Annotated in this window: 18 protein-coding genes; 8 read left to right on the plus strand and 10 right to left on the minus strand. The window is 71.7% G+C overall.

Going from position 1 to position 16685, the window contains the following annotated elements:
- Window positions 1–41: 41 nt before the first annotated feature.
- Window positions 42–407 (plus strand): hypothetical protein, encoded by a 366-nt coding sequence (locus SROS_RS40590; protein ID WP_012894780.1) that lies wholly within the window; start codon window positions 42–44, stop codon window positions 405–407.
- On the opposite strand, the gene SROS_RS40595 is transcribed toward SROS_RS40590, so the two are convergent.
- Window positions 382–1326: an EamA family transporter gene (locus tag SROS_RS40595; protein WP_012894781.1), complete on the minus strand. Its 945-nt coding sequence runs from the start codon at window positions 1324–1326 to the stop codon at window positions 382–384. The two genes, SROS_RS40590 and SROS_RS40595, sit on opposite strands and share 26 nt — an antisense overlap.
- Window positions 1327–1458: 132 nt before the next feature.
- On the opposite strand from SROS_RS40595, the gene SROS_RS40600 reads away from it, so the two are divergent.
- Window positions 1459–2700 (plus strand): magnesium transporter MgtE N-terminal domain-containing protein, encoded by a 1242-nt coding sequence (locus SROS_RS40600; RefSeq protein ID WP_245564458.1) that lies wholly within the window; start codon window positions 1459–1461, stop codon window positions 2698–2700.
- Complete coding sequence (locus SROS_RS40605) at window positions 2693–3193, plus strand: DUF1003 domain-containing protein (RefSeq protein WP_012894783.1); 501 nt, start codon at window positions 2693–2695, stop codon at window positions 3191–3193. The genes SROS_RS40600 and SROS_RS40605 overlap by 8 nt, the downstream gene beginning before the upstream one ends.
- Here the strand turns inward: SROS_RS40605 and SROS_RS40610 are convergent.
- Window positions 3190–3681: a MarR family winged helix-turn-helix transcriptional regulator gene (locus tag SROS_RS40610; protein ID WP_012894784.1), complete on the minus strand. Its 492-nt coding sequence runs from the start codon at window positions 3679–3681 to the stop codon at window positions 3190–3192. The two genes, SROS_RS40605 and SROS_RS40610, sit on opposite strands and share 4 nt — an antisense overlap.
- Before the next feature lie 267 nt (window positions 3682–3948).
- Between SROS_RS40610 and SROS_RS40615 the strand changes: the two genes are divergently transcribed.
- Entirely contained in the window at window positions 3949–5091 is a 1143-nt protein-coding gene (locus tag SROS_RS40615; protein WP_012894785.1) for an Mrp/NBP35 family ATP-binding protein, read from the plus strand.
- Between the two features lie 132 nt (window positions 5092–5223).
- Here the strand turns inward: SROS_RS40615 and SROS_RS40620 are convergent, their stop codons facing one another.
- The 5 genes from SROS_RS40620 to sigE all read right to left on the minus strand — a co-directional run bounded on the left by SROS_RS40620 (window position 5224) and on the right by sigE (window position 9985).
- Window positions 5224–5595: a sec-independent translocase gene (locus SROS_RS40620; protein WP_012894786.1), complete on the minus strand. Its 372-nt coding sequence runs from the start codon at window positions 5593–5595 to the stop codon at window positions 5224–5226.
- A gap of 464 nt (window positions 5596–6059) precedes the next feature.
- Window positions 6060–7643, minus strand: coding sequence for a S1C family serine protease (locus tag SROS_RS40625; RefSeq protein WP_012894787.1), 1584 nt, complete (start codon window positions 7641–7643; stop codon window positions 6060–6062).
- Between the two features lie 95 nt (window positions 7644–7738).
- Window positions 7739–8764, minus strand: a complete 1026-nt coding sequence (locus SROS_RS40630; RefSeq protein WP_012894788.1) for a sigma-E factor regulatory protein RseB domain-containing protein — start codon at window positions 8762–8764, stop codon at window positions 7739–7741.
- A complete protein-coding gene (locus tag SROS_RS40635) occupies window positions 8761–9300 on the minus strand; it encodes an anti-sigma factor family protein (RefSeq protein WP_012894789.1) in 540 nt (179 codons plus the stop codon). The genes SROS_RS40630 and SROS_RS40635 overlap by 4 nt, the downstream gene beginning before the upstream one ends.
- Window positions 9301–9352: 52 nt before the next feature.
- Window positions 9353–9985 (minus strand): RNA polymerase sigma factor SigE, encoded by a 633-nt coding sequence (sigE, locus tag SROS_RS40640; protein ID WP_012894790.1) that lies wholly within the window; start codon window positions 9983–9985, stop codon window positions 9353–9355.
- Window positions 9986–10156: 171 nt separating this feature from the next.
- Between sigE and SROS_RS40645 the strand changes: the two genes are divergently transcribed.
- Complete coding sequence (locus SROS_RS40645; RefSeq protein WP_012894791.1) at window positions 10157–10807, plus strand: O-methyltransferase; 651 nt, start codon at window positions 10157–10159, stop codon at window positions 10805–10807.
- Here SROS_RS40645 and SROS_RS40650 read toward each other — a convergent pair.
- A complete protein-coding gene (locus SROS_RS40650) occupies window positions 10797–12272 on the minus strand; it encodes a leucyl aminopeptidase (protein WP_012894792.1) in 1476 nt (491 codons plus the stop codon). The genes SROS_RS40645 and SROS_RS40650 overlap by 11 nt on opposite strands.
- Before the next feature lie 176 nt (window positions 12273–12448).
- On the minus strand, window positions 12449–12616 hold the full coding sequence (locus tag SROS_RS48350; RefSeq protein ID WP_012894793.1) for a DUF3117 domain-containing protein: 168 nt from the start codon (window positions 12614–12616) through the stop codon (window positions 12449–12451).
- A 189-nt stretch (window positions 12617–12805) separates the two neighbouring features.
- On the opposite strand from SROS_RS48350, the gene SROS_RS52480 reads away from it, so the two are divergent.
- Window positions 12806–13588 carry a PaaX family transcriptional regulator gene (locus SROS_RS52480; RefSeq protein WP_012894794.1) on the plus strand — a complete coding sequence of 261 codons (783 nt, stop codon included), beginning with the start codon at window positions 12806–12808 and terminating at the stop codon, window positions 13586–13588.
- A 14-nt stretch (window positions 13589–13602) separates the two neighbouring features.
- Complete coding sequence (locus tag SROS_RS40660; protein ID WP_012894795.1) at window positions 13603–14388, plus strand: enoyl-CoA hydratase-related protein; 786 nt, start codon at window positions 13603–13605, stop codon at window positions 14386–14388.
- 38 nt (window positions 14389–14426) lie between these two features.
- Here the strand turns inward: SROS_RS40660 and SROS_RS40665 are convergent, their stop codons facing one another.
- The gene (locus SROS_RS40665) at window positions 14427–15626 is read right to left on the minus strand and encodes an MFS transporter (RefSeq protein ID WP_012894796.1); all 1200 of its coding nucleotides are present in this window, start codon (window positions 15624–15626) and stop codon (window positions 14427–14429) included.
- Between the two features lie 139 nt (window positions 15627–15765).
- Between SROS_RS40665 and SROS_RS40670 the strand changes: the two genes are divergently transcribed.
- Window positions 15766–16659: a LysR family transcriptional regulator gene (locus SROS_RS40670; protein WP_012894797.1), complete on the plus strand. Its 894-nt coding sequence runs from the start codon at window positions 15766–15768 to the stop codon at window positions 16657–16659.
- The last annotated feature ends 26 nt before the right edge of the window (window positions 16660–16685 follow it).

Here is a 16685-nt window from a genome sequence, read left to right on the forward strand (position 1 = left end):
CGCGCCTCCGATCCGGGAGGCGCGGGCCGTACATTCGTCTCATGGGTGTGATCGAAGAGGGCGCCAAGAAGTCGGGGGTCCTGTGGCTTTCGCTGGACCGGCCCCGGCTGGCCTGGCACGCCTGGCACGACGGCGCGATCTACGTGGTCACCGGCGGCGGCGAGCAGTCGCTGCCCGGCCTCGCCGGGTCCGGCGAGGTCCAGGTGACGCTCCGGAGCAAGGACAACGGCGGCCGGCTGGTCGTCTTCGACGCCTCCGTCGAGGTGGTGGACCAGGCGGAGGCCGCCGAGGCGGTGGCCGCGCTCGCCAAGGAGCGGCTCAACGCCGTCGACGGCGCGGGCCTGACGGCCCGCTGGGCCGCCCGGTCGCAGGTGGTACGGCTCACCCCGCGCGAACCGGCTCCCTGACCTCCACCGGGGCGGCAGGCACGACGGCCGTGGCCCGCTGGGCCAGGTAGGCGCCGGACAGGACGATGAGGCCACCGGCGATCTGGAAGGGCCCGAGCGCCTCCCCCACCAGGATCCAGGCGATCACCGCACCGGCGATGACCTCCAGCGAGGCGACGGTGGACCCGATCGCGGCCGACAGGCGGCGGACCGCGGTGACACCGAGGATGTAGGCGACGACCGTGGCGATCACGATCATCCAGATCGCCGCCGCCAGCGCCGGCAGGGCGTGGCCGCCCTCGGGCGCCACGGTCCGGGTGAACGCCGTCCACGGGATGTCCCACGGCTGGGAGATCGGGACGAGCACCGCGGCCGCGCCCAGCAGGCCCCAGGCGATCAGGCCGAGCGGGTCGACGTCGTCGCCGAAGCCGTCGCTGAGCAGGAAGTATCCGGCGCAGCAGGCCGCCGCGCCGAAGGCGAGCAGCAGGCCCACCGGGTCCAGGGCCAGGCCGGACCAGACCTCGACCACGATGCCGAGCCCGACCACCGCGACCACGGCGCCGACGAAGGCCGCCCGCGGCAGCCGTACCCGGCGGACGAACCGGACCCAGAGCACGACCAGCACCGGCGAGGTGAACTCGATCAGCAGGGTGATGCCCACCGGCAGCCGGGTGATCGCCGCGAAGTACAGCGCCTGCACGCCGGCGACCGCGATCACGGCGTAGGCCAGGAAGAACAGCAGCCGCGAGCGCGGGATGCGCAGCGCCCGGGGCCTGACGACGGCGAGGACGCCGGCGAGCAGCAGCCCGGCGCCCGCCATCCGCACCCAGACCGACTCCAGCGGAGCCAGCCCCGCGGCGCCCAGATATTTGGCCATGGGCCCGGAGAAGGCGAAACACCAGGACGACGCGAACGCGATCAGCAGACCGGCACGCCTCATAAGACACCATCCATGTAACTACCGTACGGTCCTTTTGATGCTGTCACGACATGCCGGATCCCAGCAAGGGGGCGTCCGAAATGTGAGCGTGCCTTGAACCGGCGACACCGGGACGCCGCCTACGCTTCAAATGTGAAGATCTTCATCGCACGGCTCGCCGGCACCCCGGTCTTCGACCCGGCCGGTGACCAGATCGGGCGGGTGCGGGACGTGGTGGTGGCCATCGCCGGCACCACCCCGCCGCGCGTGCACGGGCTGGTCGTCGAGGTCCAGCCCCGGCGGCGGGTCTTCCTGCCCATCACCCGGGTCCGGGGCATCGAGGCCGGGTCGGTCGTCTTCAGCGGCCAGATCAACGTGCGCCGCTTCGAGCAGCGGGCGACGGAGACGCTGGCCATCGGCGAGATCCTCGACCTGGAGGTGGAGGTCGAGGGCCAGCGGATGACGGTCCTGGACCTGGCCATGGAGGAGAACCGCCGCGCGGAGTGGACGATCACCAAGGTGGCGGTGGTCAAGGGCGGATCGGGCCTGGGGCTGCGGCGGCGCGGCCCGACCAGGATCGTGGACTGGGCCGAGGTCAGGGGCTTCGGCGCCGTGCAGAAGGACCAGGGCGCGGCCAACCTGCTGGTCGCCTTCGAGACGATGCGCGCCGCCGACCTGGCCAGCGCCCTGCACGAACTGCCGGACAAGCGGCGCGTCGAGGTGGCCGCGGCCCTCGACGACGTACGGCTGGCCAACGTGCTCGAAGAGCTCCCCGAACGCGACCAGATCGGCATCATGAGCCGGCTCTCCCCGGGCCGGGCCGCCGACGTGCTGGAGGAGATGAACCCCGACGACGCGGCCGACCTGCTCCAGGACCTCCCGCCCGAGCAGGCCGAGGCGCTGATGGCGCTGATGGAGCCGGAGGAGGCCGCGTCGGTCCGGCGGCTGCTGGTCTACCCGGAGGACACCGCGGGCGGCATCATGACGAGCGAACCCGTGGTGCTCCCCCCGAACGCCACGGTCGCCGAGGCCCTGGCCCACATCCGCCAGCGGGACGTCACCCCGACGGTGGCCGCGCAGGTCTACGTGGCCCGGCAGCCCATCGAGACGCCCACCGGCCGCTACCTCGGTCTCGCCCACTTCCAGCGGCTGCTGCGCGAGCCGCCGTCCGCGCTGCTCGGCGGCGTCATGGACACCTCCATCGATCCGATCAAGCCCGAGTTCACCCTGAACCAGGTGACCTCCTACCTGGCCACCTACAACCTGATGGCGGTGCCCGTGGTGGACGAGGTCGGCCGCCTGGTCGGCGCCGTCACCGTGGACGACGTGCTCGACCACCTGCTCCCCGACGACTGGCGCGAACGGGACCACGGACCGGAGACCGACCATGACTGAGCGGCTCGACCAGCCCAGGCAGCAGGGCCTGCGCCTGCGCCCGCACTACGACCCGGAGGCCTTCGGGCGGCTGTCGGAGCAGATCGCCCGGTTCCTCGGCACCGCCAGGTTCCTGGTCTACATGACCGTCTTCGTCGCGGTCTGGGCACTGTGGAATGTCTTCGCCCCGGAGAGCCTGCGCTTCGACCCCTACCCGTTCATCTTCCTCACGCTGATCCTCTCGCTCCAGGCGTCCTACGCCGCGCCGCTGATCCTGCTCGCCCAGAACCGGCAGGACGACCGGGACCGGATCCAGAACGAGCTCGACCGCAGCGCGGCCGAGCGGAACCAGGCCGACGTCGAATATCTGACCCGGGAGATCGCGGCCCTGCGCATCGCGCTCGGCGAGGTGGCCACCCGCGACTACATCCGCTCGGAGCTGCAGCGCCTGCAGGACGAGCTCCAGGAGCCCTACGCGCCGTCGGGCGCGTCCCGCTCCGGGGAGACGGGTTAGCCGGGGATCTCCTCGCCGTCCGGGGCGGGGAAGAGCTTGTTCAGCATCGCCGCGCACTGGCGCAGCTCCCCGGCGTCGAGGACGTCCAGGAACTGGGCGCGGATGCCGCGCAGGTAGGTGGGAGTGGCCTCGGCCAGCCGTACGGCGCCGCCGTCGGTGAGGACCGCGAACAGGCCCCGCGCGTCGCTGGGGCAAGCCTCGCGCTCGACCAGGCCGTCGCGCTGGAGGCGGTCGATGAGCCGGGTCAGGCCGCTGCGCGACAGGAGCACCCGGTCGGCCAGGTCGTTCATCCGCAGCCGCCGGTCGGGCGACTCCGACAGTTGCATGAGCACGTCGTAGGAGGCCAGCGCCAGATCGTGCTCGACCAGCAGATCGGTCTCCAGGACCCGGGTGATGCGGACCTGGGCCCGCTGGAGCATGCGCCAGACCGCCAGCTCCTCCGAGCTGATCGCCTCTCCCGACTCGCCTGCTGTCACGGTCACGGTCACGGAGTAACCTTAGAACGTTGCACGCGCATCTACATAGCGAATTGTCCGAATCTGACCGTCATGGTCGGATGCCGGAATTCCATCCATGGCCCCCGGGTTCATACCATGGGTGCATGACTCCTCCGCTCTCCTGTGGGAGCGGCCTCTCGCTCAGCCACATGGGCGCTGCGACGGACAAGCCCTGCCCGTAGAACGCCTGGACACATAGACAAGGAGGGACGGCATCCTCCCGTCGCCGCAGGGTGACGGCCTGTTGCCGACACTTCGATGGCACCTACCCCGGAACTGGTGATGGCCGCGCTCGCGACCGTCAACGACCCTGAGATCCGTCGGCCGATCACCGAACTCGACATGGTCAAGAGCGTCGACATCTCCCCTGAGGGGACGGTCCGTGTCGGGATCTTCCTCACGGTGTCGGGCTGCCCCATGAAGGACACCATCACGCGTGACGTCACCGGCGCGGTCTCCAAGATTGACGGTGTGCGCGCGGTCCAGGTCGAGATGGACGTGATGAGCCCCGAGCAGCGCAAGACGCTCCAGACCAAGCTGCGCGGCGACAAGGGCCCCGAGAAGGAGATCCCCTTCGCCCAGGCCGGCTCGCTGACCCGCGTCTTCGCGGTCGCCTCCGGCAAGGGCGGCGTCGGCAAGTCCTCCGTCACCGTCAACCTGGCCGCCTCGATGGCCGCCAACGGCCTCAAGGTCGGCGTCGTGGACGCCGACATCTACGGCCACAGCATCCCCCGCATGCTCGGCGTCTCCGAGCGCCCCACCAAGGTCGAGGACATGATCATGCCGCCGGTGGCGCATGACATCAAGGTGATCTCGGTCGGCATGTTCAAGCCCGAGGGCAACACCCCGGTCGTGTGGCGCGGTCCGATGCTGGACCGGGCGCTGCACCAGTTCCTCGCCGACGTCTACTGGGGCGACCTCGACGTCCTGCTGATGGACCTGCCCCCCGGCACCGGCGACATCGCGATCTCGGTGGCGCAGCGGATGCCGTCGGCCGAGATCCTCGTGGTGACCACCCCGCAGCAGGCCGCCGCCGAGGTGGCCGAGCGCGCCGGGTCGATCGCCGTGCAGACCCACCAGCAGATCGCCGGCGTCATCGAGAACATGTCCTGGCTGCCCTGTCCGCACTGCGACGAGCGGATCTCCGTCTTCGGCGAGGGCGGCGGCCAGACCGTGGCCGACGCGCTGACCCGCACCCTCGGCGCCCGCGTGCCGCTCCTCGGCCAGGTGCCGATCGACATGCGGCTGCGCGAGGGCGGCGACGAGGGCAAGCCGCTGGTGCTCACTGACCCCGACGCCCCGGCCGCCGCCGAGCTGAGCCGGATCGCCGCCGGTCTGAGCAAGAAGTCGGGCAGCCTCAAGGGCATGCAGCTCGGCATCTCCCCCACCCGGGGCCGCTAGGCTCCCCCGGCATGACGAGAGGCGCCCTCCTTCAAGGAGGGCGCCTCTTCCGTCGTCATCGGGCCCGGCCCGCCCCGCGGCGCCGGACGACGCTCCGGCCGCCGTGGGCTCCGGGACGGGAGCTCGCCGGGCTCAGGTCGCCTCCGAGTCGTACGGCGGGAGCTCGCCGTATCCGAGCTCACCGGCCGCCTCGGAGGCGTAGGAGTCGGTGTAGGCCGGGGCGGCGGCCGCCACGGTGGCCGCCGGGCGGTTCCAGTCGTCCTCCAGCTCGCCGGTGAGGTGCTTGCGGACGAAGTTCTTCGGGTTGAGGTCCGCCGGGTCGAAGTCGGCGAACTCGGGACCGAGCCCGGTCTGCAGGTCGCTCTTGGCGTTGTTGGCCATCTGACGGAGGTTGCGCAGCGTCTTGCCCGCCTGGGCGGCGGCCTGGGGCAGTTTCTCCGGGCCGAAGACGAGAAGGGCGATGACCACCAGCGCCACGATCTCAGGCCAGCCGAGTCCGAACACGGTGATCTCCTACCGGGACAACGTTAGAGCGGCTCCCCGGGCATACACCCGGAGAGCTTCCAGACTAATGCCCCCAACTCCAAGCACGCACCCACACATTTGAAGCGCTCCCCACGGATGAATCCGGGGGATTCCAGCCATCCCGACCGTGCGGCTCTGCGCACGGTCGCGACGCTGTTGCTTGGCGGTTCACCTTCCGGCCCCGTTTACACGGGTTTCCACGCCCCAGCCCACGATCCCGTTCCGGGTGACGCGGGCTCCGCCCTCCCGGCGGTGAGTAACGGCCAAAGTCGCAAGCTTGGTTATCGCTCACGTGTTCGACCACGACTGACTGTACCAGCGCGCGGTGCGCTGCCGCAGCCCGTTCCGGTCAAGGCACGCTCAGGCGCTGGAGCGCCTTCCCGCACCGGACGTACCCCCATGACTGAAGCCAGGGGCCCGCGCCCGGCATCCCCGATCGCTGGTCAGGAAGGCCGGGGTGCGGGTGTGGGCTGCGCGGCCGCGGCGCCCACGGTCACGGTGGCCGTCTTCTCCTGGCCGCCGCGCTGGAACTTGATCACCAGCTTCTCTCCCGGGGCCTTGTTCCTGATCAGCGCGATGAGCTCGGTGCTGTCCTGCACCACCGTGCCGTTGATCTCCAGGATGACGTCACCGGGCTTGAGACCCGCCTTGTCGGCGGGGCCGTCCGGCTCGACCGGGCGGGTGCCCTGCTTGACCTCGCTGTCGATGCGGACCCCGGCGCCCTGGTAGGTCTGGTCGATGGTGATGCCGATCCGCGACTTCTTGGCCACACCGGTGCTGACCAGCTCCTCGGCGATGCGGCGGGCGTGGTTCACCGGGATGGCGAAGCCGAGGCCGATGCTGCCGCTCTGCCCGCCGGCCGACCTGCCGAGCGTGGCGATCGCCGAGTTGACCCCGATGACCTCGCCGTTGGCGTTGACCAGCGGGCCGCCGGAGTTGCCGGGGTTGATGGCGGCGTCGGTCTGGATGGCGCTGAGCCAGGTGGTGTCGGAGCTGTTCTCCTCCCCCGCCTGGACCGGGCGGTTGAGCGAGCTGACGATGCCGGAGGTGACGGTGCCGACCAGGCCGAGCGGGGAGCCGATCGCCACGACCGGGTCACCCACGACCACGTTGTCGGAGTTGCCGAGGCTGATCTCCGGGGCTCCGAAGGTCTCCTCGGGCTTGACCACCGCGAGGTCGGACTCGGGGTCGCGGCCGATGATCCGGGCGGAGGTGGACTTGCGGTTGCTGAACTGGATCTGGATCTCACCGCCCGGCGCGGCCGCGGCGACCACGTGGTTGTTGGTCACCACGTAGCCCCCCTTGATCAGGAAGCCGGAGCCGGTGCTCGCGCTGGTGCCGCCGTCGACGGCCAGCGAGACCACGCTGGGCAGGACCCTGGCCGCCACTCCGGCGATCGACTCCGGAGGCCGGGAGTTGGAACCGGTCGGCGCCTTCCCCAAAGTGAAGGAGGGGTCGCGGTCCGAGAGGGAGGGGCGGGTGAGCAGGTAGGTGCCGACGCTCCCCAGCGTCGAGGCCAGCAGCGCGATCACCACGGCGAGGACGACCAGCGTGCTGGTGCGCGGCCCGCGCCGGCCGGGAGCCGCGGCGCCCGCGTAGCCGGCACCGGCGTAGCCGCCGGGGGGCGGCGCCCAGCCGGGGCCCATGCCGAACGCCTGGGAGGGCGGAGGGGGCGGACCGGCCGGCGGGCCGAAGACCGCGGTGTCCTGCCGTGCCCTGCCCGACGGATCGCCCCAGCCGCTCTGGCCGGGATGAGCGACCGGGCCGGGCTGCCCGCCCCGGTCGTCGGGGCGGGGCTGCTCGGCGCCGCCCTGCGGGGCCTGGCCCCACCGGCCCTGGCCCGGCGGCCCGCCGAGCTGGCTCCAGCCGTCGTTGCGGGGCTGCTCGCCGTGGGAGGGGACCGCCTCCTCGGCGGGCAGGAAGTCCGGGCGGGGGGGCTCGGGGGCCTGGCCTCTGTCGTCGGTGAAGTCCGACGGCGTACGCCCCTCAGCACCGTGCGCCTCGCGGGTACGGGTCTCGTCGGTCATCGATTATTCACCACTCCTTGCCTCGTATGAGGCCGCTCACAGGTATGCCCCGGCAATCTTCCCCTGAGCGGGATACGAGAGATGTAAAGCGCGCCTTACCCGAAGGGGTTGACCCAGGACAGGAGGCGATCCGCCCCTCGGCCGAGCCGCGTCCACAGGTCGGGCGCGGGCACCGGCTCGTGCGGCAGCGCCGCGACGGCGGCGTCGACCATGTCGGCCGGAGCGTCCGCGAAGACGGTGTAGACATGACCCCCACTCGCCCAGATCGTCTCCTGCTCGGCTGAGTCCCGGATCCAGATCGTATGCCCGTTGCGTTGCCGAGCATGCCACCCCTGGAGACGTTCCTCATCAAGGACACCAGGCTGGACAAAAACGGACACGACTGACAAGCCATCCGAATATCCCAGATACAAGTATCCAGGAGATGCGTCGTGCGCGGCGAACAGCTCCAGACGACCGGGCAGAGCGGCGGGGAAACGCCAGCCCCGGGCCAGCAGTCCGGGCGTCTCCCCCAGGTCGAGACCGCCGGCGGCCGACACGGGAGCGGCGGCCTTCCGCGCCGGTCCGAGGGTCAGGTCGACGAAGGCCCCGGCGTGGACGACCCTGCCGTGACCGTCGAGGAGCTCGCGGCGCAGCACCGGCCCTCCGGCCTCGTCGAGCCAGTAACGGGCCGCGACCGTGCCGTCCGCGCGCACCGCGTGGACCAGGCGGGCCGGCCGGCCGCAGACGCGCCCCTCGCCCACGACCACGACCCGGTAGTTGCGGGCCAGCACCTCAAGCATGGTCTCGGACGGGGTGGACATGCCGCCGGCGGGGGTGCCGGGGTCCACCCTCTGGACGAGACCCGACGGCTGGGTGTGCACGGTCAGCCCCTCACCGGGGACGTTGCGGACCTCCAGCACCGAGGAGACGGCGCCGGAGCCGGAGCGGCCCCAGGTGGTGACGTACTGGGTGCCGGAGTATCCGCGGGTACGGCCCGCGATCGCCGCCTCGCGCAGCAGGTGCAGACCGGTGTCGTCGCCCTCGGGCTCGTCCGGCCGGGCGGCGTGCGCCGGACTGCCCGCCACCAGCCCCAGCAGCATGACAGCGGCGAGAACGAGGGTGGCGGGCAGCCGGATCACGGAGTGGGGGAGAAGGTCGGCGTCGCCGACCCTCCGTAGGGCGCGGTGTTCCTGTGCTGGTTGGCGAACATGTCGACCGGCGGCACGACACGCGGGCTGGGGCCGGAGCCGCCCGCGACGAACAGCGTGCCGAGCGCCACGGCCGCGGAGGCGACGCCCACCGCGACGTAACCCGCCCTTCTCGCCCGGCGGGGACCTCCGGCACGGCCGCGCGGCCGGTTGTCCGGCGGCGCCACGCTGTGCATGCTCGGGATCGGCGCACCGCCGAACGTCCGCGAGGCCGAGGAGGTCGGGAAAGGCCGCTCACGCGGCGGTAACGGGCCGCCGGGCTCGGACATCCGCAGCAACGACATGGTCAGGTCGGCGGGCATGGCGGGCCCGTCCAGGGATCGCAACCGGTTCTTCAAAGCCCGCATGGCATCGACCTCGGCCCGGCAGGCGGCGCAGAAGGTCAGATGAGACAGGGCGCGGTCGCGCTCATGGTGGTTCAGCTCACCATCGACCAGTGCGGAAACACGCTCTCCGAGATGACTCATGCCCACTCCTTGCCAAGCGGCTCGTCGTGACATTCGTCATGACTGTGGTTTCTCATGCGAACTCCTCCCCGCGGGTGATGGTCGGGGGGAATTGGTCGCCACGGGGCGCGCGGTGCTCCAGCGCCTCACGCAACTGCGCCCGGCCGCGGTGGATGCGGCTGCGGACCGTGCCGAGTTTCACGCCGAGCGTGGCGGCGATCTCCTCGTAGGACAGCCCCTCGATGTCACACAGGACGACGGCCGCGCGGAACTCCGGCGCGAGCGCGTCGAGCGCCGCCTGGATGTCCGGCTCCAGATGGTTGTCGTCGTACGCCTGGGCGGGGGACGGCTCGCGTCCGCGCAGCCGCTCGGCGGCGTCGTCGGCGAGCCCCTCGAACCTGATGCGCTGCTTGCGCCGCGCCATGTCGAGGAACAGGTTGGTGGTGATGCGGTGCAGCCACCCCTCGAAGGTGCCCGGCGTGTAGTTCGACAGAGACCTGAAGACCCGGACGAAGACCTCCTGTGTGAGATCCTCGGCGTCGTGCACGTTGCCGGTCAGCCGATAGGCCAGCCGGTACACGCGCGCCGAATGGTTCCTGACCACCTCCTCCCAGGTGGGAGGCGTCCAGTCAGGCATGGGAGCTTCCGTCTGGTGGTCGGACTCCTCCACCAGCACTCCTCTCTCCGGGACCACCGCTATCGCCATAGTGCCTGGTTTCGTCCCTTCGTGCGCACTCACTACCTTCAGGACCGGCAAAGGCCGCTTAAACCGTGCAACGCACCGGGCGCGACATGAGTTCCCGATCGGGCCTGCCTCCCTTAGGCTGCGACCCAGTGCCTATATGACTGTGTACGGAGAAAGCGGGAGGAGAGGCCGATGGCAGAGACGCCGACAAGTCCGTTGGAGGCCACTCTGGCCTATGCCGAGGAATTCCACACGGAGGACGAGATCCTGCTCACCGCGCGTCAGCGCGGGGCGGAGGTGGGAGCGCCCCCGATCCTGCCCGGTGGCGGCGCCGCCCTCTGCTTCCTCGCCACGGCCGTCAACGCCCGCGCGGTCGTGGAGATCGGCACCGGCTGCGGTGTGTCCGGACTGTGGCTCCTCCGCGGCATGCGCCAGGACGGCACGCTCACCAGCGTGGACGTGGAGCCGGAGCACCAGCGTCTGGCACGGCAGAGCTTCGCCCAGGCCGGGTTCTCCGGCGGCCGGATCCGGCTGATCACCGGCCGTGCCCTGGACGTCCTGCCCCGCCTGTCCGACGGCGGCTACGACCTGGTCTTCTGCGACGGCGCCAAGCAGGAGTATGGCGACTACCTCGCCGAGGCCGTCCGGCTGCTGCGCCCCGGCGGGATCGTGGTCTTCGACAACGCCCTGTGGCACAACCGGGTCGCCGACCCGGCGCAGCGCGACCCGGACACCGTCGCCGTGCGGGAGCTGGGCAAGCTGGTCCGTTCCGACGAACGGCTCCGCCCGCTGATGATGCCCCTCGGCGACGGCATCCTGGCCGCCATCAAACTCACCGACTAGACAGCCACTCCAGCAGCAGGCGCACGCCGTAGCCGGTGGCGCCCTTGCTGAAGATGCCCTCGTCCGCGCTGCTGCGGCCGACGCCGGCGATGTCCAGGTGCGCCCACGGCCGCTTGCCGGTGAACTCGCGCAGGAACAGCGCCGCGGTGACGGAACCCGCGCCGTAGGACGACCCGACCTCGATGTTGGCCAGGTCGGCCACGCTGGAGTCGAGCGCCGGGACGTAGTCGTCGATCAGTGGCATCCGCCAGAGCCGCTCGCCGGTGCTCTCCCCCGCCCCGGCCAGCTCGGCGGCCAGATCGTCGTCGGAGGCGAAGACGGCGCCGAGGTCCTTGCCCAGGGCGATGCCGATGGCCCCGGTCAGCGTGGCGATGTCCACCATGACGTCCGGGTCCAGCTCGGCGTCGGCGTAGGCCAGCGCGTCGGCCATCACCAGGCGGCCCTCGGCGTCGGTGTTGAGGACCTCGACGGTCCGCCCGCCGTACTGGGTGATCACGTCGGAGGGACGCTGGGCCGTGCCGGAGAAGGCGTTCTCCGCGGCCGCGATCAGGCCGGTGACCCTGACCCGCACGCCGAGGGCGGCCAGCGCGCCCAGGACCGCGATGACGACCGCGCCGCCGGCCATGTCGGTCTTCATGAACTTCATGCCCTCGGTCGGCTTGAGCGACAGGCCGCCGGTGTCGTAGGTGATGCCCTTGCCGACCAGGACGACGTGACCGGTGGCGCCCTCGGGCTCGTAGGACAGCCGGATCAGGCGCGGCGGGTTGGCCGACCCCTGGCCGACGGCGACGATGCCGCCGAACCTCCCGGCGCGCAGCTCCTCCTCGTCCCACACCTTGGCGGTGACGCCCTGCTCCACGGCGCGCTCGGCGAGCCAGGCGGGGGTCTTCACCGAGGAGGGCATGTTGGCCAGGTCCCTGGCCAGGGCGACGGCCTTGGCGATCACCTCGCCCCTGGCGACCTCGGCCTCGGCCCCGTCACCGACGAACTCGATCACCGCCACCGGCGGGGACTTCACCTCGCCGATCCGGAAGGTGTAGGTGGCCAGCAGGGCGCCCTCCACGAACGCGGCCACCGGCCCCTCGGGCAGCACGATCCTGATCGCGTCTCTGCCCTTGCCCCGCCTGGCCACCGCGGCGCCGGCCTTGCGCAGGGCACCGGCCGAACCGTCCCCGATCCCGTAGAGCAGCACCCGGCCGACGGTCTCACCGTTCGCGACGGGGACCTCCACGACCTCGCCGGCCTCGCCCTTGGCCTCGTAGTGGGCCAGCAGCGCGGCGGCGGGCAGCGGTAAGCCCACCTCGGGTGCGAGGTCCGCCGCGAAGGGGACGGCGAACAGCTGGGCGTCCTCGGCGACGGGGATCTCGGCGGCCGCGCCACTCCCGGAGGGGGCCGGCGAGGTCACGGCGGACAGGCCCCGCCCGTAGGAGGCGCGGGGCAGCAGCAGATAGGGAGATATGGGCATGCGAACTCCAGTCATCATCTGGGAAGAACACTACGGCCCTGGCGCGAGCCGCCACAGGGCGGTCCGGCGGCCAGGGCCGTGTTCATCGGTCGCGGTCGCGTGGGCCATGGCGGATGTCATGCTCTCCAAGCAAGATCAGATAGGGCCCGGCTACACCGCTGCATCTCAGATCGGGATCAGACGACGACCTTCTTCAATTCCTCACCAAGGGCGCTGGCTTCGTCTGCCGAGAGTTCGACGACGAGCCGGCCGCCACCCTCCAGAGGGACCCGCATGACGATTCCCCTGCCTTCTTTGACGACCTCCAGCGGACCATCACCGGTCCTCGGCTTCATAGCCGCCATGCGTGTATCCCTTCCTGCTTCGGGCTCCGGATCTCCGACTGACCCGAGGGTGGCCGACGCATTCACGTCTTCTGTGATGTCCTATTATCCCGTCTCCGCGCTCGGAATGGGAACGATCAGCCTCAGCATCGACTCATCGGGCAATCAAGACCGTTGTCCGAGACCCTGCAGACGACCAAACTTGTCCTCGTGAACGCCCGTGCCGCTCTCTTCGATCTGTATGGGGACCATCTGCGGTCCCGAGGCGGTCGCGCGTCCGTAGCCGCCCTCGTCCGCCTGCTCGCACCGTTGGATATCGCCCCTCCCGCCGTCCGTACCGCCGTCTCGCGGATGGTGCGGCAGGGCTGGCTGACCCCCTCCCGGCTGCCGCAGGGGCCCGGCTACGAGGTCACCCCCAGATGCGTGCGCCGTCTCGACGAGACGGCGCTGAGAATTTACCGAGTTGGGACGATCACCTGGACGGGCCGGTGGCACATGCTCGTGGTCGAACCGGTGCGCGAGCGGCCCCGCCGGGAGCGCCTGAAGGCCGATCTGGCCTTTCTCGGCTACGCCCCGCTGTCGGAGACGACCTGGATAGGTCCGCGCCCCTCCCCCGAGCTCGGCGCGCTCCTCGCCGGGGAGGACATCCACGCCGACCGGTTCGACGCGGTGCTCGACGGCGACCCCAGGGCGCTGGTCGCCAGGACCTGGGATCTGGAGAGCATCGGCTCGGCCTACGAGGAATGGCTGTCCCGGGCGGTCGACCTGGTCGGCGCGCTGCCCGGCGACGCCGCCGACGACCGGGTGTTCGCCACCCGGAGCAGGCTGCTGCACGGCTGGCGCAACTTCCTGTTCCGGGACCCCGGGCTCCCCGCCGACCTCCTGCCGCCGGGCTGGCCCGGCGAGAAGGCCAGGGCCTACTTCGAGCAGGAGGCGGCCCGCCTGCTCCCCGCCGCCGCCGCGTTCGTCGACCACCATCTGACCGAGCCGTAGAAGGAGCCTCTCCGTTGAACGACGTTCTCTACTCCGTCGACGACGACGCCGTCGCCACCATCACCCTGGACCGGCCGGAGGCGATGAACTCGCTGACGGTACGGGCGAAGACCGACCTCCTTGAGGCCCTGACCATGGCCTCGCAGGCCTACGCCGTACGGGCGGTGCTGCTGACCGGGTCGGGCCGGGCGTTCTGCGCGGGCCAGGACCTGAACGAGCACGCCGCCAACCTGGAGGCGGGCCGGGGCCTGAACGACACCGTGCGCACGCACTACAACCCGATCATCCGCACGATCACCGAGATGGGCAAGCCGGTCGTCGCGGCGGTGAACGGCGTCGCCGCGGGCGCGGGCGCCTCCCTGGCCTTCGCCTGCGACCTGCGGATCGCCTCCGACAGGGCGAAGTTCGCGATGGCCTTCACCGGCATCGGCCTGGCCCCGGACTCCGGCGCGTCCTGGACGCTCCAGCGCCTAGTCGGCCCGGCCCGCGCGGCCGAGCTCCTGCTGCTCGGCGAGCCCTTCGACGCGGCCCGCGCGCTGGAGCTCGGCATCGTCTCCAAGGTCGTCCCCGCCGACGAGCTGGCCACCGCGGCCCACGCCCTGGCCGTACGGCTGGCACAGGGCCCGACGAGCGCCTACGCCGCCACCAAGCGGGCCCTGGGGGCCGCCGCGAGCGGTTCGCTGGCCGACGCCCTGGCCCTGGAGGCCGACCTCCAGGACGCCTGCGCCAAGACCGCCGACCATCTGAACGCCACCCGCGCCTTCCTCAACAAGGAGCGCCCCGTCTTCGAGGGCCGCTAGGGCGTGCCCGGCCGAGCATGGGTGGGCGGCTGTTCTCCTCATCGCGTGCAGCCGGCCGGACGCGGTCCGGCATCGCCGCGCGCGCGGCGGGCCCGGATCCGCCGTCCCCGGGTCACCGTCGCGAGGTGGAGCACCAGCGCCAGTGCCGCCACCCCCGAGGCGGCCCACGGCAGCGCGTACGCCGCGATGCCCGCCGAGAGGGCCAGCCCGCCCAGCGCCGAGCCGACCGCGCTGCCCAAGTAGAGAGCCGAGTTGTTCAGAGCCAGCGCGACCGTGCCGCGCTCGGCCCGCAGCGCGAGCAGCCGATGCTGCTGCGGCACCTGGAGCGCCCAACCCGCCGCACCCCAGATCACCATCGCCACGGCCGCGGCGGGCAGCATCCCTCCGGCCAGCGGGGGCAGGAGCGCCTGCGTCAGCGCGATCGCGGCGAGCACCCCGCCCACGAGCGCGAGGACCCGACCCGTACGGTCGACCAGCGGGCCCACCGCGACACTTCCGAGCACCCCGCCCGCCCCCCAGGCCCACAGGTAGGGCGCCACCTCGTGCACGCCGCCCGCCGACTCCAGCACCGGCGCGAGATAGGTGTAGAGACCGAGGCTGGCCACGGCGGCCAGGAACGACACCGCGACCACCGGAGCCACCACGCGGTCGGTCAAGGCCGCGAGCCGGGTCCGTACCGGGACGGGCGGCTCCGCCGGCACCGGAGGCAGCAGCGCGGCCAGCCCGACCATCGCGGCCGCGCCCAGCGCCGTGATCAGCCACATCGTGGCCCGCCAGCCGGTGTGCCCGGCGAGCAGCACCCCCAGCGGCACTCCCAGCACCGTCCCGGAACTCATCCCGCCCATCACCAGGGCGAGCGCCCGCCCGCGCCGCTCCCCGGGCACCAGCGCGGAGGCGGCGGCGGTGGACAGCGCCGAGTACACCCCGGCGCCCACTCCGGCCAGCACCCGGGAGGCGAGCAGCAGGGCGAGCGAGGGGGCGAGCGCGGTGAGCCCGTTGCCGAGGCTGAACAGCGCGAGGGCCGCCACCAACGTCGTTCTGGGCCGCAGGTGCGACAGCAGGCCCGTGACCAGCGGCGCCGACACGGCGTAGGCGAGAGTGAACACCGTCACCATCTGACCGGCCAGCGACACCGTGGTGCCGAGATCCGCGGCCACGACAGGCAGCAGCCCTGCCATGACATACGCGTCCAGGCCGAGAGTGAACGCCCCCAGGGCCAGGAGCAGGACGTTGCGCACAGCACATCTCCTTCCTCTCGCGCTTCTCGCATGCGACGGACTGGTGTGCGATCGATCGCGGAAGCACGTGGCCGGGAGCGTAGGCAGGCCCGTGGGGCCCACGGAAATGCCCGGCTCACCGCGTTTATGCTTGGCGGGCATGAATACGGAAGACGGCCTGGACGGCCTGGATGTGGAGCTGCGACACCTGCGCGGGTTCGTCGCGGTCATGGAGGAACGGAGCTTCACCTACGCCGCCCACCGGCTGCGCATCGGCCAGCCGGCCCTGACACGCACGGTTCGAGCGCTGGAGGAGGCCGTCGGCGCCCGGCTCCTGGATCGCTCTACCCGCCGGGTGGAGCCGACCGAAGCGGGACGGCGTCTCTACCGGGACCTCGGCGCCCTGCTGCCCCGGCTGGGAGAGGCCCTGCGTGCTCTCTGTGCCAAGGCCACGTTACGACTGGGCTTCACCTGGCTGCTGCCCGCGGCGTGCTCCTCATTGGTCTCGGCGTTCGAGGCGGAGACCGGTGCGGGCGTACGGCTGGTGCGCCGCGACTCCGCACTGGCCGGCCTCGACACCGGGGAGGCCGACGTCGCGGTGCTACGCGGCGATCCGGCCGACGGCTCCCTGCGCGTCACGACGCTCTTCCACGAGCCGAGGGTCGCCGCGGTCTCCCGCTCCGCCGGCGGGGCCGCCGCCGCCGTGGCACGCCGCCGGGTGATGGACTGGACGGAGCTGGCCGGCCTTCCGCTGGTCGTCAACACCGTGAGCGGCACCGTCCGGCCGGAGCACTGGCCCGAGGGGCACCGGCCCAGCCTCGCCTGCACCAGTGGCAACTTCGACGAGTGGCTGGAGGCGGTGGCGGCCGGCCACGGGATCGGGGTGGCCCCGGAATCGGTCATACATCGGCAGCCGCACCCGGACGTCCGCTTCGTCCGGCTGAAGAACGCCCCGCCGGAGGCCGTGCGCCTGGCCGTTCCGGCCCGCGGCGCGCACCCACTGGCCGCGCACTTCCTCAAGCTGGCGGACAGGGCCGGATCACAGCGGCGCTGACCGGGAAACTAACGGCCCGCCCGGCG

Source organism: Streptosporangium roseum DSM 43021, assembly GCF_000024865.1.
Lineage (GTDB): Bacteria > Actinomycetota > Actinomycetes > Streptosporangiales > Streptosporangiaceae > Streptosporangium > Streptosporangium roseum.

What these genes read in the sequence shown, in the direction of transcription:
- sigE (WP_012894790.1), bottom strand. Translation starts at nt 9,985, where the DNA reads ATGGCGATAGCGGTGGTCCCGGAGAGAGGAGTGCTGGTGGAGGAGTCC.
- SROS_RS40595 (WP_012894781.1), bottom strand. Translation starts at nt 1,326, where the DNA reads ATGAGGCGTGCCGGTCTGCTGATCGCGTTCGCGTCGTCCTGGTGTTTC.
- SROS_RS40670 (WP_012894797.1), top strand. Translation starts at nt 15,766, where the DNA reads ATGAATACGGAAGACGGCCTGGACGGCCTGGATGTGGAGCTGCGACAC.
- SROS_RS40635 (WP_012894789.1), bottom strand. Translation starts at nt 9,300, where the DNA reads ATGAGTCATCTCGGAGAGCGTGTTTCCGCACTGGTCGATGGTGAGCTG.
- SROS_RS40605 (WP_012894783.1), top strand. Translation starts at nt 2,693, where the DNA reads ATGACTGAGCGGCTCGACCAGCCCAGGCAGCAGGGCCTGCGCCTGCGC.
- SROS_RS40615 (WP_012894785.1), top strand. Translation starts at nt 3,949, where the DNA reads ATGGCACCTACCCCGGAACTGGTGATGGCCGCGCTCGCGACCGTCAAC.
- SROS_RS40625 (WP_012894787.1), bottom strand. Translation starts at nt 7,643, where the DNA reads ATGACCGACGAGACCCGTACCCGCGAGGCGCACGGTGCTGAGGGGCGT.
- SROS_RS40645 (WP_012894791.1), top strand. Translation starts at nt 10,157, where the DNA reads ATGGCAGAGACGCCGACAAGTCCGTTGGAGGCCACTCTGGCCTATGCC.
- SROS_RS40590 (WP_012894780.1), top strand. Translation starts at nt 42, where the DNA reads ATGGGTGTGATCGAAGAGGGCGCCAAGAAGTCGGGGGTCCTGTGGCTT.
- SROS_RS40650 (WP_012894792.1), bottom strand. Translation starts at nt 12,272, where the DNA reads ATGCCCATATCTCCCTATCTGCTGCTGCCCCGCGCCTCCTACGGGCGG.
- SROS_RS48350 (WP_012894793.1), bottom strand. Translation starts at nt 12,616, where the DNA reads ATGGCGGCTATGAAGCCGAGGACCGGTGATGGTCCGCTGGAGGTCGTC.